General features: G+C 66.7%; 23 protein-coding genes and 1 pseudogene. 17 read left to right on the top strand and 7 right to left on the bottom strand.

Annotation, left to right across the window (positions count from 1 at the left end; translation table 11 throughout):
* Nucleotides 1–38: 38 nt before the first annotated feature.
* Nucleotides 39–671 (bottom strand): TetR/AcrR family transcriptional regulator, encoded by a 633-nt coding sequence (locus ACFXIV_RS27375; RefSeq protein ID WP_379399065.1) that lies wholly within the window; start codon nt 669–671, stop codon nt 39–41.
* Nucleotides 668–1,465: an SDR family NAD(P)-dependent oxidoreductase gene (locus tag ACFXIV_RS27370; RefSeq protein ID WP_379399248.1), complete on the bottom strand. Its 798-nt coding sequence runs from the start codon at nt 1,463–1,465 to the stop codon at nt 668–670. Before ACFXIV_RS27370 ends, ACFXIV_RS27375 begins: the two co-directional genes overlap by 4 nt.
* Before the next feature lie 150 nt (nt 1,466–1,615).
* Between ACFXIV_RS27370 and ACFXIV_RS27365 the strand changes: the two genes are divergently transcribed.
* A complete protein-coding gene (locus tag ACFXIV_RS27365; RefSeq protein WP_379399064.1) occupies nt 1,616–1,807 on the top strand; it encodes a ferredoxin in 192 nt (63 codons plus the stop codon).
* A 45-nt stretch (nt 1,808–1,852) separates the two neighbouring features.
* Here the strand turns inward: ACFXIV_RS27365 and ACFXIV_RS27360 are convergent, their stop codons facing one another.
* The gene (locus ACFXIV_RS27360) at nt 1,853–2,566 is read right to left on the bottom strand and encodes a TetR/AcrR family transcriptional regulator (protein ID WP_379399063.1); all 714 of its coding nucleotides are present in this window, start codon (nt 2,564–2,566) and stop codon (nt 1,853–1,855) included.
* Nucleotides 2,567–2,663: 97 nt separating this feature from the next.
* Between ACFXIV_RS27360 and ACFXIV_RS27355 the strand changes: the two are divergent.
* The 4 genes and pseudogenes from ACFXIV_RS27355 to ACFXIV_RS27340 all read left to right on the top strand — a co-directional run.
* Nucleotides 2,664–2,784 (top strand): annotated as a pseudogene (locus ACFXIV_RS27355) (alpha/beta hydrolase); the annotation flags it as partial.
* 250 nt (nt 2,785–3,034) lie between these two features.
* Complete coding sequence (locus tag ACFXIV_RS27350) at nt 3,035–4,234, top strand: enoyl-CoA hydratase-related protein (RefSeq protein WP_379399062.1); 1,200 nt, start codon at nt 3,035–3,037, stop codon at nt 4,232–4,234.
* Between the two features lie 3 nt (nt 4,235–4,237).
* The gene (locus ACFXIV_RS27345) at nt 4,238–5,398 is read left to right on the top strand and encodes an acyl-CoA dehydrogenase family protein (protein ID WP_379399061.1); all 1,161 of its coding nucleotides are present in this window, start codon (nt 4,238–4,240) and stop codon (nt 5,396–5,398) included.
* A gap of 26 nt (nt 5,399–5,424) precedes the next feature.
* Complete coding sequence (locus tag ACFXIV_RS27340) at nt 5,425–6,747, top strand: phytoene desaturase family protein (RefSeq protein ID WP_379399060.1); 1,323 nt, start codon at nt 5,425–5,427, stop codon at nt 6,745–6,747.
* Here the strand turns inward: ACFXIV_RS27340 and ACFXIV_RS27335 are convergent.
* A complete protein-coding gene (locus ACFXIV_RS27335; protein ID WP_379399059.1) occupies nt 6,729–7,763 on the bottom strand; it encodes an MBL fold metallo-hydrolase in 1,035 nt (344 codons plus the stop codon). The genes ACFXIV_RS27340 and ACFXIV_RS27335 overlap by 19 nt on opposite strands.
* Before the next feature lie 97 nt (nt 7,764–7,860).
* Between ACFXIV_RS27335 and ACFXIV_RS27330 the strand changes: the two genes are divergently transcribed.
* On the top strand, nt 7,861–8,526 hold the full coding sequence (locus tag ACFXIV_RS27330) for a TetR/AcrR family transcriptional regulator (protein ID WP_379421344.1): 666 nt from the start codon (nt 7,861–7,863) through the stop codon (nt 8,524–8,526).
* 3 nt (nt 8,527–8,529) lie between these two features.
* Here ACFXIV_RS27330 and ACFXIV_RS27325 read toward each other — a convergent pair whose 3' ends face one another.
* Nucleotides 8,530–9,309, bottom strand: a complete 780-nt coding sequence (locus ACFXIV_RS27325) for an enoyl-CoA hydratase (RefSeq protein WP_379399057.1) — start codon at nt 9,307–9,309, stop codon at nt 8,530–8,532.
* Between the two features lie 92 nt (nt 9,310–9,401).
* Nucleotides 9,402–10,403, bottom strand: coding sequence for a hypothetical protein (locus ACFXIV_RS27320; protein ID WP_379399056.1), 1,002 nt, complete (start codon nt 10,401–10,403; stop codon nt 9,402–9,404).
* Between the two features lie 343 nt (nt 10,404–10,746).
* Between ACFXIV_RS27320 and ACFXIV_RS27315 the strand changes: the two genes are divergently transcribed.
* The 8 genes from ACFXIV_RS27315 to dmpG all read left to right on the top strand — a co-directional run bounded on the left by ACFXIV_RS27315 (nt 10,747) and on the right by dmpG (nt 20,222).
* The gene (locus ACFXIV_RS27315) at nt 10,747–12,264 is read left to right on the top strand and encodes a flavin-containing monooxygenase (RefSeq protein ID WP_379399055.1); all 1,518 of its coding nucleotides are present in this window, start codon (nt 10,747–10,749) and stop codon (nt 12,262–12,264) included.
* A 274-nt stretch (nt 12,265–12,538) separates the two neighbouring features.
* Complete coding sequence (locus ACFXIV_RS27310; protein WP_379399054.1) at nt 12,539–13,294, top strand: hypothetical protein; 756 nt, start codon at nt 12,539–12,541, stop codon at nt 13,292–13,294.
* 510 nt (nt 13,295–13,804) lie between these two features.
* Nucleotides 13,805–14,668, top strand: a complete 864-nt coding sequence (locus tag ACFXIV_RS27305) for an alpha/beta fold hydrolase (RefSeq protein ID WP_379399053.1) — start codon at nt 13,805–13,807, stop codon at nt 14,666–14,668.
* Nucleotides 14,669–14,670: 2 nt separating this feature from the next.
* Entirely contained in the window at nt 14,671–15,699 is a 1,029-nt protein-coding gene (locus ACFXIV_RS27300) for a VOC family protein (protein WP_379399052.1), read from the top strand.
* Complete coding sequence (locus tag ACFXIV_RS27295; protein ID WP_379399051.1) at nt 15,696–17,453, top strand: bifunctional 3-(3-hydroxy-phenyl)propionate/3-hydroxycinnamic acid hydroxylase; 1,758 nt, start codon at nt 15,696–15,698, stop codon at nt 17,451–17,453. Before ACFXIV_RS27300 ends, ACFXIV_RS27295 begins: the two co-directional genes overlap by 4 nt.
* Nucleotides 17,450–18,268, top strand: a complete 819-nt coding sequence (locus ACFXIV_RS27290; protein ID WP_379399050.1) for a 2-keto-4-pentenoate hydratase — start codon at nt 17,450–17,452, stop codon at nt 18,266–18,268. Before ACFXIV_RS27295 ends, ACFXIV_RS27290 begins: the two co-directional genes overlap by 4 nt.
* On the top strand, nt 18,265–19,212 hold the full coding sequence (locus ACFXIV_RS27285; RefSeq protein ID WP_379399049.1) for an acetaldehyde dehydrogenase (acetylating): 948 nt from the start codon (nt 18,265–18,267) through the stop codon (nt 19,210–19,212). Before ACFXIV_RS27290 ends, ACFXIV_RS27285 begins: the two co-directional genes overlap by 4 nt.
* A complete protein-coding gene (gene dmpG / locus ACFXIV_RS27280) occupies nt 19,209–20,222 on the top strand; it encodes a 4-hydroxy-2-oxovalerate aldolase (protein WP_379399048.1) in 1,014 nt (337 codons plus the stop codon). Before ACFXIV_RS27285 ends, dmpG begins: the two co-directional genes overlap by 4 nt.
* A 2-nt stretch (nt 20,223–20,224) precedes the next feature.
* Here dmpG and ACFXIV_RS27275 read toward each other — a convergent pair whose 3' ends face one another.
* Complete coding sequence (locus ACFXIV_RS27275; protein ID WP_379399047.1) at nt 20,225–20,872, bottom strand: TetR/AcrR family transcriptional regulator; 648 nt, start codon at nt 20,870–20,872, stop codon at nt 20,225–20,227.
* Nucleotides 20,873–20,971: 99 nt separating this feature from the next.
* Here ACFXIV_RS27275 and ACFXIV_RS27270 point away from each other — a divergent pair, with 99 nt between their 5' ends.
* The 3 genes from ACFXIV_RS27270 to ACFXIV_RS27260 all read left to right on the top strand — a co-directional run bounded on the left by ACFXIV_RS27270 (nt 20,972) and on the right by ACFXIV_RS27260 (nt 25,585).
* Complete coding sequence (locus ACFXIV_RS27270; RefSeq protein ID WP_379399046.1) at nt 20,972–22,120, top strand: amidohydrolase family protein; 1,149 nt, start codon at nt 20,972–20,974, stop codon at nt 22,118–22,120.
* Between the two features lie 78 nt (nt 22,121–22,198).
* Nucleotides 22,199–23,158, top strand: coding sequence for an amidohydrolase family protein (locus tag ACFXIV_RS27265; RefSeq protein ID WP_379399045.1), 960 nt, complete (start codon nt 22,199–22,201; stop codon nt 23,156–23,158).
* A 156-nt stretch (nt 23,159–23,314) separates the two neighbouring features.
* Nucleotides 23,315–25,585: a serine/threonine-protein kinase gene (locus ACFXIV_RS27260; RefSeq protein WP_379421343.1), complete on the top strand. Its 2,271-nt coding sequence runs from the start codon at nt 23,315–23,317 to the stop codon at nt 25,583–25,585.
* The last annotated feature ends 19 nt before the right edge of the window (nt 25,586–25,604 follow it).

Genomic DNA, 25,604 nt, shown 5'->3' with positions numbered 1-25,604 from the left:
AATTTGTACAGCGTGCAATGCGCTCCGGACGACCCGGGTCACGCGATCCGGGATCGAGTGCCTTCGGATGGAGACAGGCTGTGGCGCACGATCGATTGCGCGGTGGCGACCAGGTGGTCGAGCGAATCCTGTTCCGGATTCCACCATTCGGCGGTCCAGTTGAGCGCGCCGATCACGAGCATCCGGGCGATTCCGATATCGAGCCCCGGACGCAGCGCTCCGGCGTCGCCGAGCCGCTCCAGCAGGCCGCGCCACAGGGCGTGGTAGGCGGCGCTCTCCTGGCGCAGGGAATCCCGCATCGCGGGCGGTAACTGCCCGGCGTTGCGGGTGACCGCCGACGCGAAATCCGACATGTCCAACTCGATGCGCAGGTGGGCCTCGACCGCGGCGTCGAGCAGGGCGAGGGCCGGAATGTCCGGCGGCTGGGCGGCGATCGCCTGTTCCACATGCTTCCGAACCCGCTGCTGACCCTCGCGCATCACCTCTTCGATCAGGTCGTCGCGGGACCGGAAGTAGTAGTAGACGGCCGGAGTGCGAAGTTGCGCGTGCGCGGCGATATCGGCGAGGCGCGTGCCCGCCACGCCGCGCCGGCTCAGCACGTAGGCGGCCGCGCCGAGAATGCGATCCCTGGTCGCGTTCATCGGGGCGGGGGAGTACCGGTCGGCGGTCATGGCATCGTGTACCCGCCGCTCACGGAGAACAGCTGGCCGGTGACCTGGCGGGCCGCGTGCTCCGAGGACAGCCACAGCACCGAATTGGCCACGTCGGCGGCCGTCGTCAGGCGGCGCAGCGGAATGTCCTTGAGCAGGAAATCGATCTGCTTCTTATTGAAGACCGCGTCATTGCCCACCGCCCAGAGGCTGTCCTGGCCCACCGCCTCGGGCCCCTCGGGTACCACCAGGCCGGGACAGACGATGTTCGAGCGAATTCCGTTGCGTCCCTGCTCCTTCGCGGTGGTCCGGGCCAGTGCGATCATGGCGGCCTTCGTCGCGCCGTAGATGCCCTGGCGGATCTGGCCGAACGCGGCATCGCTGGCGATGAAGACGATCGAGCCGCGCCGGGCCTCGATCATCGGGGCCAAGGCGGCCTGGGTGGCGGCGATTGCGGTGAACAGATTGACCTCCACCGTGCGCTGCCACAGGGCCGGATCGGTGTCCTCGGTCAGGAATCCGGGCCTGCTCCACCCGGCATTGTTGACCAGTGCGTCCAAGCCGCCCCAGGCGTCGACCGCCGCTTGCACGGCGCGGCCGGCGGCCGCGGGGGAGGTGAGGTCGTCCGCGACGACTTCCGCTGCCGCGGCGCCCAATTCGAGTGCCTCCAGGCGAACCTTCTCGGCCTGCTCGCCGTCGATATCGGCGATGACGATGCGGCTGCCTTCGCCGGCGAAACCGTGGACGATACCGCGACCGATGTTCGATCCGCCGCCCGTCACGAGCACACGCGCGCCGGAGAGTCCGAGGTCCATGTTCACGTCCTCCATCTCGGGTTCCCGCCGGTTGACCGGATCGGGAATCTAATTTATCTTCGATTCAAAAGATAGCACCCGGGAGCGCGGCGGGCGGCGGTACGGACCGCACCCGCACACCCGGATCGAATCCAGCCGGAGGAGGCAGTAATGAAGGTGGTCGTGGACCGCAGCAAGTGCACGGGCCTGGGCATCTGTGAATCGCTCGCGCCGGCCTTCTTCGAGGTCGATGACAGCGGCGACCTGGTACTGCTGAAGGAGGACATTGCCGGCGACGAGCTCAAGGCCGTCGAAGAGGCGATTCAGGGATGCCCGACCGAGGCGCTGCGCATCGAACGCTGACCCGCGCTACGTGGTTCGGCGCAGGCTACGCGGTGTCGGCGGAGACTACGCGGTGTCGGCCCGGGCCACGGCCTTCCGCGGTGCGCGCCTGCGCCGCGGGGGCGAGGTCTCCTCGACCGAGCCGGGCGTGGCGATTCCATTGCGAATCAACGACTGTGCCGTCCGGATCACGGTCTCGAGTGATCCTCGGCGCGGCGTCCACCACTCGGCGGCCCAGTTCAGCGAACCCATGATGAGCATCTGGGTGACATGCAGATCCAGATCGCCGCGCACCTGCCCTTCGGCGGCGGCATCCTTGATCAGCTTGCGCCAGATCGCACCGTAGTTGGCCTCCTCGGCGAGCTGGCGGGCGCGCACGTGCTCGGGAATCTGCCCCGTGTTGCGAATGGAGGCCGTCGCGTAGTCGGACAGGTCGAGTTCGTGCCGCAGGTGCGCATCGATCGCGATCATGATCCGATCCAGCGGGGACACATCGCTGGGAACCTCGTCCAGGACCGACTGGAGATGCTTGACCATCTCGGCGATGCCGCTCCACATGACCTCTTCGATGAGGTCCTCCCGGGACGGGAAGTAGTAGTAGATCGCGGGCGCCTGGATCTCGGCGTACTCGGCGACATCGCTGAGGCGGGTTCCGGAGTACCCCTTCACGCTCAGGACATGCGCTGCCGCGTCGAGGATGCGTCGACGTGTCTTGGCGGCCTTCGACTCGGCTGCCTGCGTATCTTCCGGTGTCGACTCCGCCCGTGATTTTCTAGCCACCGTTCAACTATATGGCAGCCGCGGTATGGAAAATCAGTTGGCTCGCCGATCTTGACTGCTGCGCGGTCGAACCTTGCGTCTATTTTGAATCTGCATTATGCGATGGAGTGTCGGCCTGTCGGCGGGGAATTCGCTGGGTGGCTGGCTGGCCCTCGAGCTCGCCGCGCGTGGTCGAGCCCGGTCCGTCACCGCGATCGCGCCGGCCGGTCGCTGGCGCCCGGACAGTCGCGCCGCGGCACTGGTGCGGCGCAAATTCCTCGGGTTCTCCCGGGTCGCGCAGGCGGCCGGGTTCGCCCACCATCCGCTGGTCCCGAATGTCACGCGGCGAGCTCGATCGGCGTAATGCGTTGCCCGGCTGTCGCTCTCGCGGCGGACCGGGGCCCACTCGGGGAGTTTCCGGAAACCTGTTGACGTGTTGCTAATATCTACTTTACGTTAGATTATGCGACACAGAGGAGTGATGCATCGGTGAATCAGGACGCAGTGGATCGAGCCGCCGAGCTGTACCGGTGCCTGGCCGAAGGCGACCGCGCGGGCCTGGACCGGCTGTTGCACCCGGACTTCGAGGGTCGGACGACAGCCGGGTTGCCGTTGGGACTCGGCGGTGACTACCGCGGACCCGAAGCGATGCGAAAAGGCTTCTGGGGCAAGATCGCTCAACACTTCGCCGCCAGAGCCGAACCCGCCGGATTCACCGCACTCGATGGCGGCCGGCTCATGGTGACAGGCCGCTACACCGGCACAGCCCGCGCCGGAGGTGGCGTACTGGACGCCGGATTCGTGCACATCTTGTCGTTCTCCGGCGATCGAATCATCGGCCTGGTCCAGATGACCGACAGTGCCCGATGGCGGGCGGCCCTCGGCGAGCCGGTCCATCGCGAACTCGGCAGCGTGCGGCTCACCGTCGAGGCCGCCGTCGCGCGGATCACGCTGGATCGTCCCGGCCACCGCAATGCGATCGATCTCGCGCTGGCGGAGGAGCTCTGCGAGGCCGCCCAGCGCTGCGCGGACCGCGACGATATCCGCGCGGTGCTGATCAGCGGGGCGGGCCCGGCCTTCACCGTCGGCGGTGACATCGAGCTGTTCGCCGCCACCGACCCGGCGGAGCTGCCGGATCTGCTGCGCTGCATGGTCACTCCGTACCACGAGTCACTGCGCCTGCTGAACGCCCTCGAGGTGCCGGTGGTGGCGGCGGTGCACGGTGCGGTCGCGGGTGGCGGACTGGGATTGCTGTACAGCGCCGATATCGCACTCGCCGCTGCCGGAACGAAATTCGCCACTGGCTTCGCGGCCCTGGGATTGTCCGGGGACGGCGGGAATTCGTGGTTCCTGCCCCGCCTGGTCGGTATGCGCCGCGCCACCGAACTCTACTTCCGGAATCGGGTATTGACCGCCGATGAAGCGCTGGACTGGGGTCTGGTGTCGGAAGTCGTGCCGCCCGAGGCGCTCGAGGGCCGGGCCCTGGACGTAGCGCGGACGCTGGCGGACGGACCCACCCGCGCGTTCGGGGAGGTCCGGCGGCTGCTGCGGGATTCCTGGTCGACGTCGCTGCCCGAGCAGCTGACCGCGGAGATCGATGCGCTGTCCCGCACCGCGCGCACCATCGACACCGCCCGCGCCGTCCATGGCTTCGTGAACAAGACCGCACCGAAATTCGAGGGGAACTGAAGGATGAATGGACTCCTGATCGACAGCGACGAGCATCGGCTGCTTCGGGAAAGCGTCGGCAAGATCGCCGCGAAGTACGGGCCGTCGTATTACTCCGAACGCTCGCGCAATGGTGGCGGGATCGGCGAATTGTGGGCGGAGCTCGGTGCCGCCGGCCTGCTCGGTGTTCACCTGCCGGAGGAGTACGGCGGCGGTGGGGCCGGGCTTTCCGAGCTCAATATTGTCGTCGAAGAGCTTGCCGCGCACGGCCTGCCGCTGCTGATCTCGGTCATCTCTCCGGCCATTTGCGGGTCGATCCTGGCGGCGCACGGGTCCGCCGAGATGAAACGAGCCTGGTTGCCCGGAATCGCGGCGGGCACCCGGAAGATGGCCTTCGCGCTCACCGAGCCCGACGCGGGATCCAATAGTCACAATGTGCGCACCACGGCGCGCAAGGATGGCGAGGGCTGGATCGTATCCGGTGGTAAGTATTTCATCTCGGCGGTGGACGACTGCGACGCCATGCTGTTGGTGGTTCGCGATGGCAATCCGGTATCCGATGGCAGGCAACCACTTTCGCTGCTGGTTGTGCCGACCGATGCGCCGGGGGTGACCCTGCAGCCATTGCCGACGGCACTGGTTTCCCCGGACAAGCAGTTCACGGTGTTTCTGGATGACGTGCGAGTCGGCCCTGACGCGTTGATCGGCGCGGCGGGCAACGGTCTGCGGCAGGTGTTCTCCGGACTGAATCCGGAACGGATTCTGGCGGCGGCGATCTGCAATGGCGTCGGCCGGTACGCGCTGGACAAGGCCCGGGCCTACGCCTCGGTGCGCACGGTGTGGTCCACGCCGATCGGCGCGCACCAGGGCATAGCACACCCCTTGGCCGAGTCCTATATCGCGGTCGAGCTGGCCCGGCTGGCCGCAGCGCGCGCGGCCGAACTGCTCGACAGCGGGCGGCCTGCCGCGGATGCGGCGAACATCGCGAAATTCGCTGCCGCGGAAGCGGGTCTGAAGGCATTGGATCAGGCGATTCAAACCCATGGCGGGAACGGGCTGTCGCTGGAGTACGGACTCACCGACCTCTGGTTCATCACGCGGCTGATGCGCACCGCGCCGGTGAGCCGCGAGATGGTGCTCAATTTCGTGGCTCACACGAGCCTCGGCTTACCGCAGTCGTATTGAGACGGCGCGGAGGGAAAGGACTGATGATGGTCGATCGCACTCATCGTTTCGATGCGCTGGTCGTCGGGGCCGGGGCCGGCGGGCTGTGCGCCGCGGCCCGGCTCACCCATCTGGGCTACCGCACCCTGGTGGTGGAGCGGCTGGACCGGGTGGGCGGGCGCGCGTCGACCTACGACCTCGACGGCTTCAAGGTCAACAACGGGGCCATCGTCATCGAGGTGGACGGCGTCACCCAGCGCACGTTCGAGGAGGTCGGCGCGAAATTCGATGTCCGGCAGCCGAATCCGCCGATTCTCTACCGGATCGGCGGGAAGGACGTGGACGTGACCAGCGGTGGGTGGGGGTTCCTGCTGTCCAAGCTCACGCGGCGCGGCGCGCAGCTGGCGAAGGGTATCGGCGCCGCTCGCAAGGACGACGGACTGCCGGAGGACGAACTCTCGACCGCGCAGTGGGTGGCGAAGTACACCAATAACGAAGCGGTGCACGGCATCTTCCGCAATATGTGCGGATCGGTGTTCGCGGTCGGCTCGGAGGAACTCCCGGCGCGGGTGTTCCTCACCTATTTCACGCGCAAGAGCGCTTTCAAGAAGTTCGGCTTCTGTCCGGACGGCACCATTGGCATCTGGCGATCGCTGGCCGACACGATCGTCGCCGGGGGTGGCGAGATCTGGCTGTCGAGCGAGGTCCGATCGCTGCGCGTCCAGGACGGGGCGATCGCCGGTGCGGTCATCGAGCGGGAGACCGGCGAACGGATCGAGATCGACGCGGCCTTCGCGGTGAGCGATATCGGTCCGGCCGCGACGGTGGAATTGGTTGGCGCGGAACACTTTCCCGGAGACTATCGCGAGCTCGTCCGCCGCGGTGACCGGCCCTGCGCCATGGTCACCGTGAATTTCGCCAGCCGGACCCCGCTGATCACCGCGCCGGGCATGTTGAGCTTCGCCAGCACCCGGCGGCTCTGCTACGTTGCGAACTTCACCGAGACCTGCCCGGAGATGGCGCCCGCCGGGTGGCATCTCTATGTCGGAACATCCGTGCCGAAGCCCGCCGTCGGCTCGTTCGACGAGGTCGCCGAGGTCGCGTTGCTGATGCAGGATCTGCGCGAACAGATTCCGGGATTCGACGATGCGCGCATCCTGTCGACCGTGATCACCCGGGACGGCTGGCCGCCCCAGCGCGCCGTCGCCGGCTTCGATCTGCCGAACACCACGCCGATCGCGAACCTGTGGAATGTCGGCGACGCGGTCAAGGAGTACGCCAATGGCGGCACCACCGCGTGCGCCGAGACGGCCGAGCTCGTGGTGCGCCGGATCGCCGATCGCTTTCCAATTCAGCCGGCGATGGAATAGCGGCGCGCCGGCCCGGCATCGTCGTGGGCCAGTCTTCCCAGGTGAGTGAGAACGTCCAGGTGGGCGTCGATCTCGGTGATCGCCGACAGTTGGTGATCGAGCGGAAGATCGTCCAGGTGCCGGGACCGGCGAGTCCACCGCAGGGCGCGCGCCACCTCGTACGCGGTGGCGTGGCCCGCCGCGACCTCCTCGGACACCTGATCGAGGCGGCCCCTGTGGTGTTCGAGCAGAGCATCGATTCGGCTGTGGGTGCTCGAGGTGACCGGGCCGTGTGAGGGGAGCAGCGCGGCGTCCGGGCGGTCCCGGACCAGCCGCAGCGACGCCAGGAACGAACGCAGCGGCTGTGGCTCGGGAGCCAATTCGAACCCGATGGACGGCGTGATGCTCGGCAGGACGTGATCGCCGGAAAACAGCACGTTCAGCTCCCGGTGATGAAAAACGACGTGACCGCGGGTGTGCCCGGGTGTCGCCACCACCTCCAGTGCACCGTGGGCGAGCGCTATCCGATCACCGTGCTCGAGCCAGCCGTCGGGAGCGCCGAAAGGGACGCCGACTTCGTGCGCCGGAGCCGAACGGGTGGACAGCCGCCGTGCGAGATTCGGTGCGCCGCAGCGCATGAGGAGCGTCGAATGATTCGGGAACCGGCTGCTCGTGGCATCGAAATCCGCGATGCTGTGCCGCTCCTGCGCGCCGACGAACAATGTGCTGCCAATGGTCGACCGCCAGGCGTAGGCCTGCGTGTAATGGTCCCAGTGGTGATGGGTGGCCAGGCACACGGCCACATCGTCGAGCCGGTAGCCCAACACCCGCAGAGCGGCGGTCATGGCCTGCTCGGTCGTCGGGCCGGCCCAGCCGGGATCGATGAGAATCAGGCCGCTCTCGCCCTCCAGGAGATAGGCGTTGACCGCGGCCAACCCGTCGAGGGGGAGCGGCAGCGGGATCCGGTGCACGGCGTGTGCCACCGGGTGTGGTCCCGGCTCGATCCAGTCCTCGGGTTGTTCGATGATATCGGTCACGGGGTTATTTTAATATAAGTTAAACCGCTACGGGGAGCTCGCCCTGCGGCGAGCCCGGACCCGGTCCCCTTCGGCCTCGGTAAACTGGCCGGCATCGGTGTGCGTACAGGATGCGAGGTGGCAGGAAATCGTGGTCGAGGTGGCGCGCGCACAACGCAGGGGGCGAGGCCGCCCGTCCGGGTCGAGTGGTTCGGATACCCGGGAACGCATTCTGCATGCGGCACGTGAAGTGTTCAGTGAGGTCGGTTTCGAGAGTGCGACCTTCAAGGACATCGCCGAGCGGGCCGATGTCACGCGCACCAATGTGAACCACTACTTCCACAGCAAGGATGAGCTGTATCAGACGCTGTTCGAATCGACCCGGGACAGCGTCGTGGCGGTCGGGCTCGGCGAAGCCGAGCTGGAAGGCGGTCTGATCGAACGCCTTTCGGCTTTTCTCCGGGCCGCCGTGCAGATCGACTCGGAGGATCGGACGCTCGCGCGCTTCATCGCCGCGTCGCTGTTCGATTCGTTCCGGAACCCCGAGTTCCGGGACCGGGCGCTGGGACAGCTCGACGATCTCCGCTCATTCATCATGGCGTCGCTCGAGGACGCGGTGGCGGACGGTACGGTCCGCCCGGATGCGGACCTGCGCGCCATCACCGAAATGCTGATCGCCGTGATGTGGGGGATGAGCATGTACGCGGGATTCGTCGGCAGCCACGAGCAGCTCGAATCGGTGGTGGACCAGTTCGTCGACCTGCTCGCGGGCGCGCTCTGGTAGGCGCTACTGGCCGCTGAAACGCGGCTTGCGCCGCTGCCGGAACGCGTCCACACCCTCCGTGAAATCGGCTGTGCCGGAGAGGATCTCCTGTCCGGCCCGTTCGGTTTCGAGGGCCTGCTCGAACCCGGCCAGCGCGCCCGCATCGAGGGCGCGTTTGAGGTGCGCGTACGCGGCGGACGGCCCCGATGCCAGCTTCGCCACGATGTCGGCGACCTTGTCCTCGAAATCGGTCTCGGCGGTGACGAAGGAGATCAATCCCCAGTCGTGAGCTGTGGCCGCTGGTAGGCGCTCGGCGAGCAGTGTGAGCCGGATGGCTCGGGCGCGGCCGACGGCAGCCGGGAGCAGCGCGGTCGCGCCGCCGTCGGGCATGAGACCCAGATCCGTGAACGGGAGCAGGAAATACGATGACTCGCGGGCCACGACGATGTCGGCGGCCAGGGCCAACGAACAGCCCACACCGATCGCCGGTCCGTTGACCGCGGCCACGATCGGCTGCGGCGTGGCACGGATCGCGCGCGCCACGTCATTGGCGGCATCCAGCATCGCCAACGCGGGCTTCTGGTCCTGCTGATCACCCAGATCGGCGCCTGCGCTGAAGGCGCGGCCGGCGCCGGTGAGCACAATGGTCCGGACGGTCGAATCCTGTGCGGCATCGGCGAGGACCTCCGCGGTTCGGCGCAGGTCTTCGAGTGTGAAGGCATTGAGCCGCTGCGGCCGATTGAAGGTCACGACCAGGACTGCGCCGTCTCGTGTCACCAGGACCGTGTCGTGTGTTGCTGTCACCACTACCTCGTCAATCGTGGAAATAGTCGAAAAGCATGGTGCCGCACCCACTTCGGATGCGACACCACGCTTGTTCTGTTCGGACGGCGATGTCAGGCCCGGACCGGCGCCACCTCATCGGCCGAACGCACCTCGGACGATGCGACCGTCTGCTCCTGCTTTGCCCGCCAGTGGTTCGGCGGCCAGGTCGGCAGCTGTGGTCGATAGCCGTCGTCCCATCCGATGCGGTCCATGTACGCCTCGCGTTGCTTCGGCGTCATGAATCGCGACTTGAACAGGCCCCAGAAGGTCCACGGCACCGACTTCTCCGTGCAGACCAGGTCGGCCAGCATGCGCGTCCACAGCAGCGACAGCGGCACCGTGAGGCAGCCGATCGCCCACTGCAGCCAGGTCGGGATGTTCGCGTTGATGGCCAGGAACACCGGGAAACCGGAGCCGAATTCGCCTGCGGTGGTGGCGATGAGGCCGATCGGAATGATGTAGACCTGCTTCCAGCCCTTTTCGCGGACCAGCGGCCAAACGAAATGCACGACAACGGCGATGGTGGTGATCGCGACCGCGTTCGTGAACGACCAGTAGAACGGGAACTTGTAGAACTTCAGCGGCTGCGGACCGTAGTACTCGTACGTGTTCAGCATCAGCCCGGGGTGTTCCATGATCGCGTCGCTCAGGCCGATGGCCGCGAACATCATGAAGAAGCGCTTCACGTCGACACCGCGCTGGATGACCAGCCACACCCAGTACGACTCGAGGCCCATGAACAGCATGTAGCAGGGCGGAATGAGCACCGGAATCGGGAGATCGAAGTTCACGAACGCGGGGCCGAGCAGGTTGTGGGCCCAGCGGAGGTGACCGACGTGGTCGAGCATCGGCTCGCCGACCGAGGTGAGCGCACCCGAGATCAGCATGAGGATCGGCAGGTTGTCGCGGTCCCGGAGCATCCGCTTGAAGGCCCAGGGCAGGGCGATCAGCACCACGGCCGCGCCCGCCCAGAACAGGAAGAACCACGCACCGAAGGTGCTGGCGTGGAATGGCGGGGGGTCGGGGAGTAGCTTGCCGTAGCCCGGCGCGGGCGTGTAGCCAGGGTCGTTCATCACCGTCTTCCTTTCTGAACAGCACCTTCCGCCGGAAGTCGAGCCGGTTGGGGGAGGTCGCTGTGTGCTGCATGGACTCGGCGGGCGGTGCTGGCAGATCGACAGACCAGGCCGATGTGGTGATGCTAGCCACATATTGACGCACGTGTCAATATTAGTTCGGCAGCCGCAAGGGCTTCTTATTGAAGATATATTCAAATATTTGCGCTGTGGAAGAGGAGCCGCTTCGACGGGAGTGGCTGGCTACCAGGCAGTAGCCCGCAGGCGTGGCCGGTGCGTGGTCGGCTGTCGTTTAGGCTGTCGTAATTCGAAAGGGGGTAGGCCGGATCGAAGGGTTCCTACCGTGGCTGACGCTGTCGAGCATGTCGATGTGCTGATCGTCGGGGCCGGGCTCTCCGGCATCGGGGCGGCGAGTCGCCTGCGGCGGGCCTTCCCGCAGCGCCGCTGCCTGATCCTGGAGGCGCGGGCCGACATCGGGGGGACCTGGGACCTGTTCCGGTACCCCGGCGTCCGGTCGGACTCGGACATGTTCACCCTCGGGTACCGGTTCCGGCCGTGGGCGGGGGACCGGTCGATCGCCGATGGGGCATCGATCCTGACGTATCTGCGCGACACCGTGAGCGAGGAGGGAATCGGCGAGCAGATCCGATTCGGGCATCGGGTGGTCGCAGCCGAATGGTCGTCGACGACGCGGCGCTGGACGGTGAGCGCGGAGCGAACCGACACCGGCGAAACCGTGGTCCTGACCGCGTCCTTCCTGTTCTGCTGCTCCGGATACTATCGCCATGATCGCGGCTATACGCCGAAGTTTCCTGGGCGGCAACACTTCTCGGGTCCGATCGTACACCCGCAACACTGGCCGCGTGATATGGATGTGGCCGGCAAGCGAGTCGTGATCGTGGGTTCCGGCGCGACCGCCATGACCCTCGGTCCCGCGCTGGGGCGGCTGGGCGCGCGGGTGAGCATGGTGCAGCGCTCACCGAGCTACATCCTGTCCGTGCCCGCTCGCGACCGCTGGGTCGCCTGGCTACCACGGATTCTTCCCCGCGGAGTCGCACACAGAGTGCTGCGGGCGAAGGGCATCGCCGTCGACACCGCGATCTATCAACTCTCCCGCCGGTATCCCGAGCGGGCGCGGGCATGGCTGCGCGCTCGCCAAACATCGGCCTTGCCGCACGGATACGACATCGACACCCACTTCACTCCCCGCTATGACCCGTGGGATCAGCGGATGTGCCTGGTGCCCGACGGCGACCTGTTCGAGGCGATCCGTATCGGCGCGCTGGAGATGATCACCGACCGGATCGACACCCTCACCGAATCGGGAATCCGGTTGACGTCGGGTGCCGAGGTCCCCGCCGACATCATCGTGACGGCAACAGGTTTGGAGTTGCAGGTTTTCGGCGGCATTGCGCTCAGCGTGGACGGAGAGCCGGTCGATGTCCCGAAGCGGCTGGCCTACAAGGCGATGATGCTGTCCGGCGTCCCGAACTTCGCCTTCACCATTGGCTACGTCAACGCATCCTGGACGCTCAAGGCAGATCTGGTGTGCGATTACGTCGTCCGGCTCCTGCGCCACCTCGACAGGCGTGCTTACACCAGCGTGACGCCTGTCCGCGACCCTGATACAGTCCGCGCACCGTTTGTCCCCGGCTTCACTCCGGGCTACTTCCGCCGGGGCGGTGCCCACTTCCCGATCAGCGGCGACCGCGCCCCCTGGCGGCTGCGAATGAACTACCTCCGCGACCTGCCGACCTTCCGACACCACAGACTCGAGGACGGCATCCTGCAATTCACCCGTGCGGAGCATCGCTTCGCGGAAGATATCGAACCCGAAGCGTCACAGGCGATTACGGGTTGATTGTTCATCCTGCGTGGTGGTGACCCCCGCATGGGGCCGATCTCGAGAGATTCGCTCAGCGGGCTGTCGACCACCTCACACTCCTCCAGCATTCTGACTCACTCACTCAAATGTGATGGAGATATCAGTTTTGATTGAAGTGATGCTAGAGTCACATCTGACAAAAGCATCACTAGGAGAAGGCATGCAGGGAGATCTCGTTGGGCGCACGGTCGTTGACGCGCAGTGGCCGATTCGCCGCGGGGCTGGACCTGGCCGACAAGGAGGCTCGACGATGACCGGTTCCCTCCGCACGAGCTCCGCCTTGTATCCGGTGTCGTTGCGCGACGACATGCCGCGCGAGATCGCCACGGCCTACTGGGCCGGGCCGCATGCTGAGATCGTCAGGCGGCATCCGCATATCCGTGAGTACGTCCAGCGTCAGTTCTCGCCCTCCGACCACGGGTACTGGCCGGCGACACCGCAGGTCGGGACGCTGGTTGCCCCGGTGTGGCGGGTGGACGGGTTCGCCGAGGTGCGGCTGCGAAGCTTGGCGGTCGCGGCCCTGACCGTGCCGGTGCACATGCGGGGAGTTTTTCTCGACGAGCAGAACGTTTTTCAGCGCGTCCTCGGCCAGCCCACTGGTCCGGGCGGTGGTCGGTGGTGGACCACCGGCCACGACGATGCGGTGCCGCATCGGACCGCCGTGCTGCTGCGGCGACGCCGGGGCGTGAGCGGCCGTGCCTTCCGCCGCTTCGTCCATGACGAGCTCGGTCCCGCCCTCCACGCGGCGGACGCCCGCGACCTCAGGACGTATACCTTCCTGCCCTACACCCCGCTCGCCCACATGACTCCCGGTGTCTCCCATGACAATCCGACACACCGCCGCTACCACGGTGCGGTCGTGATAGGTGCGAGCAGCCGCGACCACCTGACCGAGTTGCTCGCCTCGCCCGGCATGTCGGCCGTGATCGAAGATCAGGCCCGAGTGCTCACCGCGGCCCACGCCTATACGGTCGAGCGCTCGGTCGCCGTGATCCGCGGGAAATAACATCGCCGTCGATCGCTTTCGCCAGGCGTGAGGGGACCGAAGGCTGGATGTCGGGATCGGACTGATCGGCGGCCGAGTAGCCGGATGGGCCAAGCGTCTGACGTGGCCTCCTGTCTCGAAGACGCGTGCGGCGAACTGGAAACCTGCTACGCCACCCGGGCTTCCGACGATCTCCTTCCGCGGTGAATCGCTCCCACCCGGCCGGTCGCCACTGGCCGGGTGGGAGCGGAAGAAGCTTCGGGGCGCCATGCGCGCACAAAGCGTCGATCGACTCCCGCGGCCGCAGCGTATGGGTGGCCGGTCGAATACGGGCGGATGCCGGTCGGCATCGGCATAGGACTCCGCGACCAGGCCCGCCGGCCCACCAGTCTCCTCCTCGATCCGGTCACCGCCGCCGGGCATGGATGTATCTGTCAATATCCAGCATTTCTGATGCTCTTATCAGAATCGTCTTGACAAGGGATGCCATCGCAACTGATGATTTGATCAACATCGGTTCTGGAGGCGGAGATGACAAGCATCGACAAGGGCGTCGACACCGGGCGGACGGTCCGGGTCGGCGGACGGCAGATCTACTTCAACGAGGCCGGTTCCGGGTCCGCGGTGGTGCTGCTGCACGGTGGCGGGCCCGGGGCGTCCGGGTTGTCGAACTACTCCCGCAATATCGAGGCGTTGGCGCAGCGGTTCCATGTCATCGTGCCGGACATGCCCGGATACGGGCAGTCGTCGAAGTGGATCGACCCGGCGGACCCGTTCGGTGATCTCGCACAGGCGGTGGGCGGGCTGCTCGACGAGCTCGGCATCGCCTCCGCACATCTGATCGGCAACTCTTACGGCGGCGCCGCGGCGCTGCGGTTGGCCATGGACAGCCCGGAGAAGGTCGACCGGCTGATTCTCATGGGACCCGGTGGTGTGGGCACCACGCGTGCACTGCCTACCGCCGGACTTCAGCAGCTGCTGAACTACTACACCGGCAGTGGCCCGAGCCGCGAGAAGCTCACCCGGTTCATTCGCGAATACCTGGTGTTCGACGGTGATTCGGTGCCCGAGGAGCTCATCGAGGCGCGTTATCAGGCCAGCCTCGATCCGGCCGTGGTGGCGAATCCGCCGCTGCGGCGGCCGTCCGGGCCGCTGGCGCTGCGCACCCTGTTGCGCATGGACTTCACGCGCGACTCGCGTCTGCGCAAGGTCGAACAGCCGACGCTCGTGGTCTGGGGGACCGGCGACAAGGTGAACCGGCCCGAGGGCGGTCGCATGCTGGTCGACGCCATGCCCAACTGCGACCTTTACCTGGCGGCCAACACCGGCCACTGGGTGCAGTGGGAGCGCGCGGATCTGTTCAACACACTGGCCACCGCTTTTCTGGAGGCGTAGCAGTGAACGCGTTCCTGCGTCCCAACACCGACGGCTCGGTCTTCGGCGCGGTGCATCTCGGATACATTGTCGTGCAATCGAATCGGCAGGCCGATTGGCGACGCTTCGGTGCCGATGCGATCGGGATGCACGTCGATGCCCTCGACGGCGTCGGGCTGCGTTTCCGCCTCGACGACCACACCTGTCGCTTCCTCGTCCAGCGTGGTCCCGCCGAGGACGTGACCGCACTCGGCTGGCAGATCGATGACCACGAGACCTTCGACCGCATCATCGCCCGGGTCACCGATCGCGGCGTGCCGATCGCCGAGGGCACCGCCGACGAGGCGGCCCTGCGCGGCGTGGAGCGGTTGTGGCGCTTCGCCGGGCCGAAGGGCATGGTGCAGGAGATCTTCACGGTGCCGGTGACCACCCCCGAGCCCTTGCGGATGCTCAGCTCCGGCTGGGTGACCGGTGAGGCCGGCATGGGGCACGTCGCGATCGTCTCGCGGGAGCCCGAGGCGTTGCGCGGCTATTACGAGACCGTCTTCGACTCCCGGTTGTCCGATTACATCGACGAGAACGTCTCTGGGCTGAAGATGAAGATCCGTTTCCTGCGGGTCAACGAGCGCCACCACTCCATTGCCATCGCCAATCTGCGCGGCGTGAAGATCGATCCGATCCGGACCCGGGTGCAGCACATCAATATCCAGTCCCTGACGTTGGACGACATGCTCGCCTCCTTCCAACGGGTGAAGGACCTGGGCTTCCGGATGGCGTGGTCGGTCGGCCAGCACACCAACGATCGGCAGCTGTCGTACTACAGCGTGACCCCGTCGGGCTTCGAACTCGAGGTGGGCTGGAACCCGATCGTCATCGGCCCGGAACTCGAATCCACCTGGGAGCCCACCACATACCAGGGCATCAGCATCTGGGGGCACACCCCTGTGGGAGAGACCGTGCTGGACAAGTTCGCCCAGTTCCGTCAGGCCCTGCGTTCGGTCGGAACACCGGAGATCACCGTTCCTCAGCTCGCAGAAGGATTGTCACGATGAACACCATCGACTACGACGTCGTGGTCGTCGGCCTCGGTCCGACCGGTTTGACCCTGGCCAATCTGCTCGGTCGGCGCGGGATCAGCGTGCTGGTACTCGAACGCGAACCGGAGTACTACGGCCTGGCGCGCGCGGTCTACACCGATGACGAATGCATGCGGATCTTCCAAACCGCCGGTGCCGCAGAAGAACTCGTGGCCGACATGAACGTCGACTCCGCCGTGCAATGGGTACGCAGCGACGGCCACGTGCTGGTGCAGTTCAAGCAGGTCGAGCGGCCACTGAGCTGGCCGGTGGTGAACTTCCTGTACCAGCCGTACCTGGAAAACACCCTCGAAGGCGCGCTGGGTGAATATCCGCACGTGACCGTGCGCCGCGGCCGGGCGGTCGTCGACTTCGACCAAGATGCCGATGGCGTCACCGTCGAGCACGCCGAGTGCCGGGGTACCGGGTACGGCAAGCAGGAAGCCGACATCGACGCGGGCACCACCGAGCGGGTGCAGGCCAAGTTCCTGGTCGGCTGCGACGGCGGCCGCAGCGTGGTACGGACCAAGCTGGGAATCGACATGACCGGCACCAGTTTTCCCGAGCGGTGGCTGGTGGTGGACCTCGCGGCCAAGGACGGCGTGGACGCGTTCCGGCATCTGCCCTATTTCAACTTCGTCTGTGATCCCGAGCTGCCGGTCGTGTCCTGTCCGCAGCCGGGCGGGCATCACCGCTTCGAGTTCATGCTGACCGATTCGCAGACGAAGGAAGAGATGGAGGATCCGGAGACCGTCCGCCGCCACATCGCTCGCTACGTCGATCCGGACGAGGTGAGGGTGCTGCGCAAGCTGGTCTACACCTTCAACGCAGTCGTCGCCGACCGGTGGCGAGTCGGCCGGATCCTCATTGCGGGCGACGCCGCGCACATGACCCCACAGTTCGTCGGCCAGGGCATGGGCTCCGGGGTCCGGGACGCGGACAACCTGTCGTGGAAGCTCACCGCGGTCATCAAACACGGTGCGAGCCAGGCGATTCTGAACAGTTATGAATCGGAACGTGCGCCGCATGCCAAAGCCATGATCGACTTTTCGGTGTTCAACAAGAGCTTCGTCTCCATCGACAACAAGCTGCTGGCCGCGGGCCGAGACCTCGCGCTCGCCACCGCGCTGCGTGTCCCCGGGCTGGGCGGCTGGATTCGCGCGGCGAAGATGAAGCCGCGACCGCGATTCCGGAACGACGCCTACCTCGGACTGCCCCGCCATCGGCTCGGGCTGCGCGGGGTCGAGGGCACCCTTTCTCCTCAGCCGGAGGTACGCACTTACGCCGGCCACCATCAGCGTCTCGATGATGTGCTCGGGCTCGGATTCGCGGTGCTCGGTTACGGAATGGACCCCCGCACAGCGTTCGACGCGGACGACCTCGCAGCGCTGCGGGCACTGGGCACGCGGTTCATCACCGTCTACCCCTTCGGAGGCCGTCCACAGGGCGTGGTGGGCGACGGCCGCTCCGCGGGACACGACCACACGGACGTCGAGGACCACACCGGTGCATTGACCCGGTGGTTCGGCAAGGCCGGCGTCGGCGCCCGCGGGCTCGTGCTGCTACGCCCGGACCGGTTCGTCTTCGGCACCGCCGCGGCCGGGCACGGCGGCCCGCTGGCCACCGAGCTGCTTCGGCAGGTCCTCGGATCGACCCGTCGAATCGGATTGGCGCCAACACACTTCGGTCCCCTCACGGCACAGGACCGCCACCTCGAGGAGGCTCGATGACATCCATTGCGACCCATCCATCCGCGGTCCTCATCGCGGCGGAGCGGTTGTCCGCCGCGACACGGACCGGGATACCGGTTCCGGCCGTCCGTGACGTCATCGGCCCCGACGATGTGGAGCTGGCCTACGCGGTGCAACGCATAGGCACCAGTCGCCGCGTCGAATCCGGTGCGCGCATCGTCGGCCGCAAGATCGGCCTCACCTCGCCCGCCGTTCAGCAGCAGCTCGGGGTGAATCAGCCGGACTTCGGCGTCTTGTTCGATGACATGAATGTCGCCGAAACCCCTGCGCCGCAACGTCCTCGGCTGCTGCAACCCAAGGTCGAAGCCGAACTGGCCTTCGTGCTCGACGCGGATCTCGATCTCGACCAGCTCGACGCGCTCACCGTGCGGGGAGCCGTGGCATACGCGGTCCCAGCGCTCGAGATCGTCGACAGCCGAATCGCCGACTGGGACATATCCTTCGCCGATACCGTTGCCGACAACGCCTCCAGCGGATGGTTCGCGCTCGGCCCCGATCGGCTTTCCCTGGACGAGTTCGATCCGTGGGAAGTCGAGATGACCATGGCGATCGACGGCGAGATCGTCTCGACCGGAACGGGCTCCGCCTGCCTCGGTGACCCGTTGAACGCGCTCGCCTGGCTGGCCCGCACCGCCCGCGACTTCGGCGACCCGCTGCGGGCCGGGGAGATCGTGCTCTCCGGCGCGCTCGGACCGATGGCGCCGCTGCGTCCGGGCGCCCGGGTGCACTCCGAACTGTCCAGCGGCGCAAGAACACTCGGCACCGTCGAATTCACGCTGGAGGAGGAACAATGAGTCACCGGACCAAAGTCGCCGTCATCGGCCCGGGCAATATCGGCACCGATCTGATGATCAAGGTACTGCGGCACTCCGAGACGCTGGACATGGCCGCCATGGTCGGCATCGATCCGGCCTCCGACGGTCTGGCCCGCGCAGACCGGATGGGCGTGCCCACGACGGCCAGGGGCGTCGAAGGACTCATCGCCATGCCGCACTTCGACGAGATCGAGATCGTTTTCGACGCTACGTCCGCCGGTGCACATCGCGCCAACGCCGGCGCGCTCGAACCGTACGGCAAGCGGCTGATCGACCTGACTCCGGCCGCGATCGGCCCGTTCGTCGTGCCCGCGGTCAATATCGACCAGCACCTGGACGCGCCCAACGTGAACATGGTGACCTGCGGGGGACAGGCCACGATTCCGATCGTCGCCGCCATCGCCCGCGTCACCGAGGTGCCGTATGCCGAGATCGTCGCGTCCATCGCCTCGAAGTCGGCGGGTCCGGGCACTCGCGCCAATATCGACGAGTTCACCGAGACCACCTCGCACGCCATCGAAGCCGTCGGCGGGGCGACCGGCGGGCGGGCCATCATCGTCCTCAATCCGGCCGAACCGCCGCTGATCATGCGCGACACCGTGCTGGCGCTGATCGGCGACCCGGATCCGGGAACCCATGCGGCCGTGCGGTATTCGATCGAGCGCATGATCGCCGATGTCGCCGCGTACGTGCCGGGTTACCGGCTGAAGCAGGCCGTGCAGATCACGCCGGTCGCCCCGGGGGCGCCCCTGCACACTCTGGTCGGTGACGCCGTTGTCACCCACCAGGTTTCGGTATTCCTCGAAGTCGAAGGCGCCGCACACTATCTGCCCGCCTACGCGGGCAACCTCGACATCATGACCTCGGCCGCCGTGCGCGTCGCCGAACGCATCGCCGCCACCACCCTGGAGAGTGTCCGATGACAGAGATTTTCCTCCAGGACGTGACGCTGCGGGACGGCATGCATGCCCTGCGGCACCGCATCACGCCGAAAACCGTCGCCGCCGTCGCAGCTGCACTGGATGCCGCCGGTGTCGACGCGGTGGAGGTCGCGCACGGCGACGGCCTGCACGGCGGCAGCCTGACCTACGGTCCTGGCAGCCACACCGACTGGGAGTGGCTGGAAGCGGCGGCCGGTGCGCTCACCCGCGCCCGGCTCACCACGCTGCTGCTGCCCGGTATCGGCACCATCGACGATCTGCGCCGCGCCCACGACCTCGGCGTGCGCTCGGTGCGGGTGGCCACCCACTGCACCGAGGCCGATATCGCGGCCCAGCACATCGCCTACGCCCGCGATCTGGGCATGGACGTGTCCGGCTTCCTGATGATGAGCCACATGAACACCCCGGCCGGCCTCGCGGACCAAGCGAAGCTCATGGAATCGTTTGGCGCGCACTGTGTTTACGTCACCGACTCCGGTGGCAGGCTGACCATGGCCGGGGTCCGTGACCGGGTGCGGGCCTATCGCGACGTGCTGGAGCCGGCCACCGAGATCGGCATCCACGCGCACCAGAATCTCTCGCTGTCCGTTGCCAACAGCGTGGTCGCCGTGGAAGAGGGCGCTGTTCGCGTCGACGCGTCGCTGGCGGGTCTCGGTGCGGGAGCGGGCAATACGCCGCTGGAGGCGTTCGCGGCCGTCGCCGAGCTCAGCGGCTGGAAACACCGGGCGGCGCTGAACCAGCTGACCGACGCGGCGGACGATCTGATCCGCCCGCTGCTGGACCGGCCCGTGCAGGTCGACCGCGAGACGCTCACCCTGGGCTACGCGGGCGTGTACTCGAGCTTCCTGCGGCATGCCGAAAAGGCTTCCGCCACTTATGGAGTCGATGTCCGCGACCTGCTGACCGAGGCCGGTCGCCGTGGCCTGGTGGGCGGGCAGGAGGACATGATCGTCGATATCGCCCTCGACCTGATCGGCGGCCGGGCGGGGTGACCTCAGGATTGCGGCAGCTGCGGCAACTGCGGCAGCGGACTGCTGGTGAGCTTCTGCGCGGCTCGCTTGTTCATGCCGAACATGCGCAGCATGTGGAAGGTCATCTCGTCGGTGCGGGCGTCGGCGTCGGCGTCGGGCTGGGCGTCCAGCAGCTGCAGCAGGCCCAGCAGGGCACCGCCGGCGGCCATGATCGCCATATCCGCATCCATCGGCTCGAAGCGGCCCGCCTCCTGCGCGGCGAGAATGTCGCGGCGGGCGCGCGGGGCCAGGCCCTCCTCGCGCAGCAGGATCGACATGCCGGAATGCAGGATCACCTTCACCATTTCCGGCATCTGCCGCTGCAGCCGCCCGGTCATCCGGAAGCTGACCGCGAACACCTCGGCCGGGTCGTCGTAGAGCTCCACGATGCCGTCACGCAGCTCGGCGTAGACCTGCAGGGCCGAGCGCACCGCCTCGTCGAAGAGCTGTTCCTTGGAGTCGAAGTGGTTGTAGAAGGATCCGAAACCGACATCGGCCGCGTCGGTGATCTCTTGAATGCTGACCGCGGATCGCCCCTCCGACAAGAACTTCCGTGCTGCGCCGAGCAGCGCATTGCGAGTGCGCTCGCGCCGCCGGTCGACGCGATTCCGAGTGACGGGTTCGGCTGCCATGGTCTCACTTCCGGTCGAAAACGGTACGCGAATCATATCTGAGAAATCCATCAGACACGATTTCGCCCTCCCACCCCGCAATTCCCCATTCAGAAAGCGATGAACGAAGTGCGCGAATCCTTCCCGCAGCCGCCGGCGACGATGAGCCGCCGCCGGGTTCTGGGCGGCGTTGTCGCCGGTACGCTCGGCGCCGCGGCAACCGCTGCGGCCGTGCCGATCGACCTGGCGGTTCCTGTCCGCGCCCAGCAGCCCGCGCCCACCGGCACCTACCGCATCGATCTGCATGCGCATTTCCTGCCGCCGGACTACCGCGCCGCACTGCTCGAGCACGGGCACCTCACCATCGGTGGCTACCCGACGCCCGAGTGGTCGCCGGAAGCCGCGATCGCGTTCATGGACTACTACGGCATTCAGGCGCAAGCGCTTTCGGTGTCCGACCCGGGCGTATCGTTCCTGTCCGGCAAGGAAGCCGCCGACATGGCCCGCTACTGCAACACCTATGCGGCAGGGCTTTTCAAATCCGACCCGACCCGCTTCGGCGCGTTCGCGGTACTGCCGATGCCCGACATCCCGGCCGCCATCGAGGAGGCGATCCACGCCTTGGACGACCTGCATCTGGACGGGGTCATCCTGCTGTCGGCCTACGACGGCGTCTACCTCGGCGATCCGCGTTTCGAACCGCTGATGATCGCGCTCGAACAACGCCGCGCGTATGTCTTCGTCCATCCCGCGGCCATCCCCGGAACCGCGAAACCTGCGCTGCCGCTGCCGGATTTCCTCGAGGAATTCACCTTCGACACCACCCGTGCCGCCACCATGATGATGCTCACCGGGGTGACCCAGCGGTACCCGAATGTTCGCTTCCAACTCGCCCACGCCGGAGGCACCCTGCCCTTCCTGTCCTGGCGGGTCGGGGTGGCCTCGGAAACCGTGGTGGGGCAGATGTGGCCGCAGGGGTGGCCGAAGCCCTCGCTGCTGGATACCGCAGGGCAGATCTCGAACTTCTACTACGACACGGCGCTGAGCGGCTCGGCCGCGGCCATGTCGAGCGTGCTCGCGGTCACCGCTCGCGACCACATCGTCTTCGGCTCGGATTGGCCGTTCAGTGCCATGACACTCCCGCAATCGGGGACCCACGATCCTGCCCCGGGGCTGAGCGATATCTTCGATACCGATCAGCGTATGGAGGTCGAACGGCTCAACCCGCTACGACAGCTTCCCCGGCTCGCACAGGCAGTGGACGGGTGACCCGTAGCTTCGGCCCGCACTGCGCGGCGAGCCGAATATTTCGCCGACTGTGAATCGTCCCTCTGAAGGAGGACAACCGTGGGACACGGGAACCGCATCGACACCCATCAACACATCGTGCCGCCGAAATACGCGGACTTGCTGCACGCCAGGGGAATTCGTCCCGGCGGCATCGATCTACCACAGTGGTCGGAATCCGAAGCCGTGGATTTCATGGATCGCCGCGGCATCCGGACCGGCATCCTGTCGCTGTCCACACCGGGAGTCTGCCTGGGAGACACGGCCGAAGCCCGGACCTGGGCCCGTGAGGTGAACGAATACGGCGCGGAGATCGTGCGGCGGCGACCCGACCGGTTCGGGCTGTTCGCCACGCTGACGCTGCCGGACGTGGACGGCGCGCTGGCCGAGGCCGAATACGCGCTCGACACCCTGCACGCCGACGGTATCGTGCTGCTGGCGAACAATGATGGCCGATACCTCGGGGATCCGGAGTTCACGCCACTGCTGGAACTGCTGCACGAGCGCGAGAGCGTGGTCTTCATTCACCCGGGCGAATTGCCGGCCGCGCCGGTGCCGGGCATCCCGAGCTTCGCGGCCGACTTCCTGCTCGACACCACCCGCACGGCGCTCAGTCTCATCCTGTCCGGCGCCATGTACCGGTATCCCGGCATCAAATTCATTCTCGCCCACGCCGGCGGATTCGTCCCCTACATCGCCTCTCGGATCCTCTTGGCGATGTTCATCGCGAAAACATCTGCGCAGCAGCCACTTCCGGCCGACGCTACCGACGTCGACCCGACCGTGCTGAAGCGGTTCTACTACGACGTCGCCCTGTCCGCCTCTCCCGCGGCACTACCGAGCCTGCTGGCGGTCGCCGAACCCGACCACATCACCTACGGCAGCGACTTCCCCTTCGCGCCGCCCGCCGCGGTCGACTTCATCAACCACGAATACGAGAACTACCCGCTGGACGATTCCTTGCGCGCGGCCATCGACCGTGGCAACGCGGAGGCGTTGTTCCCCCGGTTGAAGGCTTGAGGGCTTCGCGTATCGGTGTGTGCTCGATGGTTGCGCGATAGGCTTTGGAGGTGCCGGTCAGGGTGGATGGCACCGAAGCTGTGTCGGATATTCAGGTGTGGTTGTCGATCGTCGCGTGGGGCCACACCTCGGGGATTCACGTTTCGGGGTGCCGATGTGGTGCATGAGCCCTTCGAGGATCTGATCATCGATCCGGCCGAACGGAGCCGTACGGCGCTCGCCGGGGCCGCGGCCCGGTTCGAGCAGGCGTGGGCGGCGTCGGGGTGTCCTCCTGACCTGTCGGCGTACCTGCCCGACGCCGATACCGAGCGGCGTGCGGTACTGGTGGAACTCATCAAGATCGACCTCGAGAACCGGTGGGTTCGGCATCACTTTCCCAAACGCCTCGCCGAGTATTGCGAGCAGTACGCCGAACTGCGGAGCGGCCCACCGCCGGCGGATTTGGTCTACGAGGAATACCACGCCCTGCGTCGCGGCTCGCAGCCGGTTGCGGGGGAGGAGCCGACCGAAGCCAGGGCTGCCGAGCCCGAAGCCACGGAGATCGGCCGGCCTCCGGTCCAGCTGGACACCACCGAATATCGCAGCACGATGGTTGCTCGCCCGAGCGCGCAGGTCGCTCTCGGGGCCATCAATCCGGGGGACCGGGTCGGGGACTTCGACCTGCTGACGATGATCGGGGAGGGTGCGTTCGCTCGCGTGTATCTCGCGCGGCAACGCTCGATGCAGCGGCTGGTCGCGGTCAAGATCTCGCACAACCACGGCACCGAGCCGGAGACCCTGGCCCAGTTGGACCACGAGTACATCGTGCGGATCTTCGACCAGCGACTGATCGCCGACGGCGAGCTCAAGCTGCTGTATATGCAGTACCTGCCGGGCGGCACGCTGCTCGATGTGCTGAATCGGCTGCGATCGACCCCCGTGCAGGCGCGCAGTGGGCAGGTGCTGCTCGATGCCGTGGACGGGGTACTCGAGGACAAGGGTGAGGTTCGTGCTGCCGATACGGTGGTGCGGGCCCGGATCGCGGCGATGACGTGGCCGGAAACGGTTGCCTGGCTGGGGCGTCGACTCGCCGACGCGCTCGGGCACGCCGCCGGACGCGGGGTGCTGCATCGCGACATCAAACCGGCGAACGTGCTGCTGAGCGCCGACGGCATACCCAAGCTCGCCGATTTCAATGTCAGCTTCAGCCAGCACATCCGGGGCACCAGCCCCCTGGCGTACTTCGGCGGATCGCTGGCCTACATGTCACCCGAACAGCTCGAAGCGTGTCATCCGGAGCTGCCGGCGACGGCTGCCGACCTCGACACGCGCAGCGACATCTACGCGTTGGCCGTCATGCTGTGGGCGTTGCTCACCGGCCGCGTCCCGTTCGCCGACGAGGAATTCGCCGGCATGTCGGAGACATCGCTGGGCCGCATGCTCGAACTACGCCGCCGGCCCATCGATCCGCAGTACCTGTCCGAGGTTCCCTCCGATTGCCCTGCGGCGCTGCGGCAGGTGCTGCTGGCCTGCCTGTCACCGGACCGCGAGCACCGGTATGGCAGCGGATCGGAATTGGCGCTGCAGTTCGATCTGTGCCTCGACGAGCGGGCCCGTGACCTCGTCTATCCGCCGGAGAATAGTTGGCGGGCACGGCTTTCGCCTCACTACGTCCCGATCCTGTGGCTCATCGCATTGGTCGCCGACGGCCTGGCGGCGGGCTACCTGTACGGGCAAACCATGCAGTTCGGCAGCGGGCTCTTGCCCGGTGGTCCCACCCGCTCGGAGCTCTTACGGTTGACGAACATCTTCCACCTGATCGCCTGGCCCCTGGCCCTCGTGAGCTGGTTCTACATCTGTCGGCATCTGATCGCGGTGCCACGCGGCCTGCGCAAGGGCAGACGTTACGACGAGGCGCTGCTGGCGCGGGTCCGGTCGTTCACCCTGTTCTGGGCCGACTTCGACGTGATGTTCACCCTGGTGTTCTGGACGATCGGTGCGGGGGTGTTCGTGGCCCTGCTCGGCACGGTGGTCCGCCTTCCGCCGCGGCTGCTGGTGCATTCGGCGGAGTTCGTGCTGGTATGTGCGGCCTTCGCGGTTTCCTACACGTTCTTCGTGCAGGCGTTCTACATCGTCCGTTGCGTGTACCCGATCTATTTGCGCCATGGCCGCACGACGGCTCGCGATGCCGCCCACCTGCGCGCACTGCGCCGCAGAAGCACGGTGTACCTCGGCATAGCCGCATCGGTGCCCCTGGTCGCCGTGGTTACCGGATTGAGCTTCCTCGGGCAGGACGAGCGTGCGCGCATCATGGATTCGGTGCTGTGGTTGTGCGTGATCACCGGGCTCGCGTTCGTGGCCATCTATTGGCTGTTCCGAAAGCTGGAGGCCGACCTGCGCGCCCTCGAGCGGGTCGTCGAGAAGCGATCGGGCATCGAGGATGCCTGACAACTCCCGGCGCGGGACG

Origin of the sequence: Nocardia sp. NPDC059236 (genome assembly GCF_042754085.1) — a bacterium.
In the GTDB taxonomy this organism is placed as follows: Bacteria; Actinomycetota; Actinomycetes; order Mycobacteriales; family Mycobacteriaceae; genus Nocardia.
The sequence above is the reverse complement of the archived record's forward strand: the minus strand, read 5'-3'. Positions and strand labels throughout refer to the sequence as shown.

Bases quoted from the DNA above. Each gene is read 5' to 3' on its own strand.
- ACFXIV_RS27375 (WP_379399065.1), bottom strand. From the start codon at position 671: ATGACCGCCGACCGGTACTCCCCCGCCCCGATGAACGCGACCAGGGAT.
- ACFXIV_RS27370 (WP_379399248.1), bottom strand. From the start codon at position 1,465: ATGGACCTCGGACTCTCCGGCGCGCGTGTGCTCGTGACGGGCGGCGGA.
- ACFXIV_RS27365 (WP_379399064.1), top strand. From the start codon at position 1,616: ATGAAGGTGGTCGTGGACCGCAGCAAGTGCACGGGCCTGGGCATCTGT.
- ACFXIV_RS27345 (WP_379399061.1), top strand. From the start codon at position 4,238: ATGAATGGACTCCTGATCGACAGCGACGAGCATCGGCTGCTTCGGGAA.
- ACFXIV_RS27340 (WP_379399060.1), top strand. From the start codon at position 5,425: ATGGTCGATCGCACTCATCGTTTCGATGCGCTGGTCGTCGGGGCCGGG.
- ACFXIV_RS27320 (WP_379399056.1), bottom strand. From the start codon at position 10,403: ATGAACGACCCTGGCTACACGCCCGCGCCGGGCTACGGCAAGCTACTC.
- ACFXIV_RS27310 (WP_379399054.1), top strand. From the start codon at position 12,539: ATGACCGGTTCCCTCCGCACGAGCTCCGCCTTGTATCCGGTGTCGTTG.
- ACFXIV_RS27305 (WP_379399053.1), top strand. From the start codon at position 13,805: ATGACAAGCATCGACAAGGGCGTCGACACCGGGCGGACGGTCCGGGTC.
- ACFXIV_RS27295 (WP_379399051.1), top strand. From the start codon at position 15,696: ATGAACACCATCGACTACGACGTCGTGGTCGTCGGCCTCGGTCCGACC.
- ACFXIV_RS27290 (WP_379399050.1), top strand. From the start codon at position 17,450: ATGACATCCATTGCGACCCATCCATCCGCGGTCCTCATCGCGGCGGAG.
- ACFXIV_RS27285 (WP_379399049.1), top strand. From the start codon at position 18,265: ATGAGTCACCGGACCAAAGTCGCCGTCATCGGCCCGGGCAATATCGGC.
- dmpG (WP_379399048.1), top strand. From the start codon at position 19,209: ATGACAGAGATTTTCCTCCAGGACGTGACGCTGCGGGACGGCATGCAT.
- ACFXIV_RS27275 (WP_379399047.1), bottom strand. From the start codon at position 20,872: ATGGCAGCCGAACCCGTCACTCGGAATCGCGTCGACCGGCGGCGCGAG.
- ACFXIV_RS27270 (WP_379399046.1), top strand. From the start codon at position 20,972: ATGAACGAAGTGCGCGAATCCTTCCCGCAGCCGCCGGCGACGATGAGC.